Below are 5,205 nucleotides of genomic sequence, written 5' to 3'. Positions count from 1 at the left end.
TGCGCTTCGAGCGCGAGAAATTGATTGGGCGATTGCTTCCGCGGATATCATCGTGGCCAGCGGCCAGGCGCCGCTTCGCAGGCCGAACATATGACCGCACCGTCATTCCTTGTTCAACCAGAGAAAGATCTTGCAGCCCGGGCCGTTCCACATATGAGTCAGAGCCAATATTGCAAGCCGAATGACACCGGGCGTGCCGGGAACCGCTTGCATCCGCCGCAGCAGCGCGGCGAAGATTTGAGCGATCTGGGTTTGCGTCGCGGTCGATAGATTCGGCCACAGGCGCGGAATGTCGGCCGGACGGCCAGGTGGCTTTGCCAACGTCGGCAGGGGTCGATACGCAACGCGACCTGGAAGCGGTCGGTGGGTCATCGCGAATCACCTTCTCGTCGAGAAAGCTCAGACTCGCGCTCAAATGTTGCATCAATGGGATCAGCGTACGTGCGCTGATGCGCGGCAGATCGGCGGCGTTCGGGCCGGAAGTTATCGTCTTGGCAAGATCCGTCGACGCGATCCGAACCGCCCGCGGCCGGCCGTCCGGCAGCGCGACAACGACGTAGGCGGGACCGCGCCCCGACCGCTGCTTCAGCACCTCAACCCGGTGCCCAAAAAGAAAATGATGGGGGTCGGTGATCGTGACGTGAGACACGACCCGCTCGACAATAGGGGTACTCTGACGTGTTCGGTGACCCAACCCTCGGCGACGCCATCCTGGACCGCCTCGTTCACAACGCTCACCGCCTTCAACTTACCGGAGAAAGCACGCGAAAGAAGAACGCCCGCAATCAAACTCTTGACGCCGCCTCAAACCCCTGAACCAATCACCATGTCGGTCGAAGCGGCCGCTCAGGATCGCGTGAAATATCTGCTCACGATCAAACGAAACGAGCGCTCACACCATCGAGTGAAATCGCCGCTCACCATCACCGAAATGCGCAAGCCGTAAAATGGCCACTTCAGATACTTCGTCGATCCGCCGCATCAAGGCCAGATCGCCGGCGCCGGTGACCGGCGCGGCGATAGACGCCCGAACGCGCCAGATCCAGCAGCGCACATTGCCGGCGAACCGACAAATTCTCGCCAGGCCGCTCGACCGTCGCCCTGCGCTCGGGGACACTCATCGCCCGGGCCTCCTGGCCAACCAGCAAAGACATCAACCAGCCCCGGCAATCCAATCCCTGGCGGGCAAAGCACGTATCAGCCGCGCCCGCGCCGTCTCCGCAATCCGGACCAGCTCCAACGGCGCGAGCACTACCACCGTGCCGTGGGCGAGTTCAGAAATGTAAGCTTGACAACAAGCCGCAATCAAAGGGCCGAATGACACCCAGATTGCCGCGGCGCGGTAAACCTGACCCATGCTGTCACCTCCTCGGCAACAGTGCTGCCAATGCGCGAGCCCCATACCTGGACTGGGCAAGTTCAGCGAGGGCGAGGAGGCGGTGCTGGCGCTCGGGCGAAAACCCTGCCATTCCTTCTCCGAGGCTCTGCAGCGCCATGACGCAATTTTCGGACCTAGTGACGAGTCCATCGGCGAGGGCGAGGACGCGGTCCTGGCGCTCGGGCGAAAGCCGTGCCACGCCCACTCCCAAGCCCGCCAGAGCCCAGGCGCGATCCGCGGGATCGGCGAGACCCTCGGCCAGTTGGACAAGGCGGTCCTGGAGCTCGCCCGAAAGCCGTGCCAAGCCAGCTCCGAGGCCGGCCAGAGCCCAGGCGCGATCCGCGGGTTCAGCGAGACTCTCGGCGAGACGAACAAGGCGCTCCTGGTGCTCTTCCGAAAGCCCTGCCAAGCCCGCTCCGAGGCCTTTGAGCGCCGCGCCGCAACTCGCGGGATTGGAGACGAGTCTCTCGGCGAGGGTGACGAGGCGTTCTTGGCGCTCCGGCAAAAGTGCTGCCACGCCCTGTCCGACGCCCGCCAGAGCTCGACCGCGAGCCCCGGGGGCAACCATCTGGACGAGCTTCAGGAGGCGATCCTGGAGATCGCCCGGCAGCGCTGCCAAGCCCACTCCGAAGCGCACCAGAGCCCACGCGCGATCTGTGGATTTGGTAAACCCCTCGACGAGCATGAGCAGGCGCTCCTGGAGCTCGGCCGAAAGCCCTGCCAGGCCCGCTCCGAGGCCGGTCAGAGCCAACGCGCGATGCGCGGGTTCGGCGAGACCCTCGGCAAGGCCGACAAGGCGGACCTGGAGCTCGCCCGAAAGCCCTGCCACGCCCATTCCGAAGTCCGCCAGAGCCGAGGCGCGATGCGCGGGTTCGGAGAGTCGCTCGGAGAGACTGACCAGGCGTTCCTGGTGCTCTTCGGAAAGCCCTGCCATGCCCGCTCCAAAGCCCGCCAAAGCCGAGGCGCAATCCGCCGGATAGGCGACGAGACCCTCGGCGAGCTTGATAAGGCGGTCCTGGTGCTCGACTGAAAGCGCTGCCACGCTCTCTCCGAGGCCCGTCAGAGCCAAAGCGCGGTGCGCGGGTTCGGCGAGACCCTCGGGGAGGCGGACAAGGCGGTCCTGGTGCTCGTCCGAAAGCCCTGCAAGGGCCTCTCCGAAGCCAGCTAGGGCCCAGGCGCGATCCACGGGTTCGGGGAGTCGCTCGGCGAGACTGACAAGGCGCTCCTGGAGCGCGGGCGCAAGCCCTGCTACGCCAACTCCGAGGCTCCAGGCCCCCCGAGGGGAAAGCCGCTCGGCGCTCGCGACGAGGGGCTCTTGCTGCGTTAGGGTCAAGCAGTTGAAGTTGGGCGCGAGTGAGAGGATCACGTCGTCATCTCGTAACAGCGCGTCAAAATGATCCGCGTCCGCAAAGCCTGGAGGGGGTGCCGTCAACCTGTTCCAGATGGCCTGAACCCGAATAGCTCTCTGGCACCTTTCTTGAAGCGTCTCGGATTGCTGGGCGGCAGCACGCAGTTGGCGATTTGTCTGCGACATCATCAGCAGATCGATAGGGCTGAGCTTCCCAGCAATCTCCTCGACTAGCTCCGGCGACAGCAGATGAAGGCCAGCGGTGCTCTTGGGATTGCGAGAGGACGGAGCGCTTGACTCCTGAGGCTCAGGGCGCGTCTGCTCCACGACAGAATAGGATGATTGGCCCGCTCCTTCAGGGCCCACAGCCGGTCCTGCGGCAGTATCGTCCGCGCTCTCAGCTTCCTGGGCGCTAAATACCAACATGGGCGCCTTGCCACGGTCGTCGATGCCCCTCATAACCATCTCCTACAGCCCGACAAATTGGACGAGATCACCTTATTGTCGCGCAGCGGTCGTGAGCCTCCGCAAACGATTGTCGATGCAGCGGCCGTCTCACGTTCAGATCTGCCGAATCCTAGTGGGTTGAGATCGATGGTTTGGAGGACTGAACGTGCGTGGCAAGACGAACGGGTATTATTCAGGCCCTTGTACGCGCCGTACTCGACTCACGTCACCACCTGCCGCTTTGCCGGGCCAAAGGAGCACAGGCGCCCCAGACGGGCGCGCACTCGATTGGAGCCGAGATTGCGAAGACGTTAGTCTGCCCAATGCTATTCCCTACGGCATTGTTTCGCCTCGTTTAGAGAAAGTCGACCGTCTCGGCTTAAACCAGGACAGATGGACCGGTCCTAAAAGAGCCCACCTCGACGTGCATCTTGGGAGAGAGTTCGAATGCCGCATTGGCAGCTGCCTATCTTCTCTCCTACGTACGTGGTGATTAGCATCTCCACTATGTCCAAACAAATAGATGTTCATTATCAAACGATCGTTCTTCCGTATGAACGCCCCCGGGGTTTGCCGGAGGCTTCAACTCCTGAGAGGATGGAGCGACGACGAGAAGACGAGAACAAGTTTTCACCCCCCAGGCCGCACCCTAGTTTTATCCAGTCCTGAGTTCGCCCGTGCCGTTGGATTTGCCTGGTTTAGGCAGTGGCAGCGGCGGGGGCTGGCGTATAGCGCAGCGCCAGATCCCGGCGCGGGTGGCAGGTCATCGCGAACTCGGACGGGGTTCTCTATGCCAGCAGGAGTGTGGTCGTGTGTCGTTGTATGAGGTGGTCCCGGTTGTCTGAACAGAATCTCCGTCTCGAAAGTGAAGCGTCTGCCGGGGTTAGGCCGCCAAGCGGAATGGCGGCTGGGTGAAGTAGGCTTGATCCGGTGTGGCGTCGTCAAGGCTTTGGTCCGGCCGGCGGCCGTTGTACAACGAGGTTTGAGAACGCCCACAGGACCGTTCTTCGCGAGGTTCTTTATCGATATCATGCTTGGTTTGGTTGCCGAGTTTGCGTTCATGGGGCGGTCGATAAGGCTTGTGATGTAGCCTTCCGCTGCACGCTGGATGGATCGCAGGCAGATCGTTGGCTGGAGGTTCCAGCATGGATGTTCGACCGAACGGCATGCCCTGAGGCGGAGCTTTTGGCAGCTCGGCCATTTGTCAGCATAACCGCACTTGCAGCGCTTTCTGCGCTTCTCGATCTGGTGTTGATGGATCGAACGCCATCAGCTGCCCTGCTTTCTAGCGCATCCAGAGCCTCTCACGACCAGAATCGGGGAGAGACCCATGTCACGGCAGACGGCAATGCCAGGGAGCGGATACCGACACAATCGACAACGGCGGCCGCAGCAGCAGATGGATCTGTTCGGGAGCGGCCTGCCGAACGGCGCCATCGGCGCGCCCGCATGGCCGGAGTTGCCGGCGGAAGCCCGGGCGGCCCTCACAAGCCTGATGACGCAGTTGATCCTCGACCATGCTGCGATGACAGCGACGCCGCCCGCGAAGGGGATCGATCATGATCTCTGACAAGGTCAGGCCTCATCATCTGGAGCGTAAGGCGATTCTTTACGTGCGCCAATCCTCAGCACATCAGGTGTTGCACAATCGCGAGAGCAGCGCATTGCAATACGCCATGCGAGACCGGCTGACGGCACTCGGGTGGTCAGAGTGTCAATCGGCGTTCGAGTGGGACCCCTTATCGGCATCCAAAAGGATTGGATGCCGATCACCCCGAAAACGGGGTCCTTATTCCATGCCGAAACACAGCTTGCGCCGGGCTTGGTCAGCACCACCCATGCGATCCGCGCAATCTTGGCCGCCAAGGCGGTATCGCGAGCGATCAAGATGAGTCACGCAGGAACGGGCGCCATGGATGATCATCCGGCGCAAATATCGATTGCCGCGCTTGCTCATCCCCAGCAGCTTCGTTTTGCCTCCCGTAGAATATTCTCTCGGGACAAGACCTAGCCAAGCTGCCATATCGCGGGC

At 62.2% G+C, this 5,205-nt stretch carries 5 protein-coding genes and 2 pseudogenes; 3 read left to right on the top strand and 4 right to left on the bottom strand.

What is annotated here, in order from left to right:
• Positions 1-649: hypothetical protein (locus AC0L3P_RS39285; protein WP_473309368.1), on the bottom strand; the 649-nt coding region annotated here is incomplete at its 3' end.
• A gap of 32 nt (positions 650-681) precedes the next feature.
• Between AC0L3P_RS39285 and AC0L3P_RS39280 the strand changes: the two are divergent.
• A pseudogene (locus AC0L3P_RS39280) lies at positions 682-774 on the top strand (ATP-binding protein); the annotation flags it as partial.
• Positions 775-1,153: 379 nt separating this feature from the next.
• Here AC0L3P_RS39280 and AC0L3P_RS39275 read toward each other — a convergent pair.
• A complete protein-coding gene (locus tag AC0L3P_RS39275) occupies positions 1,154-1,357 on the bottom strand; it encodes a hypothetical protein (protein WP_473309366.1) in 204 nt (67 codons plus the stop codon).
• Between the two features lie 82 nt (positions 1,358-1,439).
• Between AC0L3P_RS39275 and AC0L3P_RS39270 the strand changes: the two genes are divergently transcribed.
• A complete protein-coding gene (locus AC0L3P_RS39270) occupies positions 1,440-2,408 on the top strand; it encodes a hypothetical protein (protein WP_473309363.1) in 969 nt (322 codons plus the stop codon).
• A 1,463-nt stretch (positions 2,409-3,871) separates the two neighbouring features.
• On the opposite strand, the pseudogene AC0L3P_RS39265 reads toward AC0L3P_RS39270, so the two are convergent.
• Positions 3,872-3,996 (bottom strand): annotated as a pseudogene (locus AC0L3P_RS39265) (IS3 family transposase); the annotation flags it as partial.
• A gap of 576 nt (positions 3,997-4,572) precedes the next feature.
• Here AC0L3P_RS39265 and AC0L3P_RS39260 point away from each other — a divergent pair.
• Positions 4,573-4,743: a hypothetical protein gene (locus AC0L3P_RS39260; protein WP_473309362.1), complete on the top strand. Its 171-nt coding sequence runs from the start codon at positions 4,573-4,575 to the stop codon at positions 4,741-4,743.
• A 219-nt stretch (positions 4,744-4,962) separates the two neighbouring features.
• On the opposite strand, the gene AC0L3P_RS39255 is transcribed toward AC0L3P_RS39260, so the two are convergent.
• A partial coding sequence (locus tag AC0L3P_RS39255) for a transposase (RefSeq protein WP_473309361.1) occupies positions 4,963-5,205 on the bottom strand: 243 nt, incomplete at its 5' end.

The sequence above is a fragment of the Bradyrhizobium sp. WSM4874 genome, from assembly GCF_055811835.1.
Note: the sequence above shows the minus strand (reverse complement) of the source record. Positions and strands in the feature narration are given on the sequence as shown.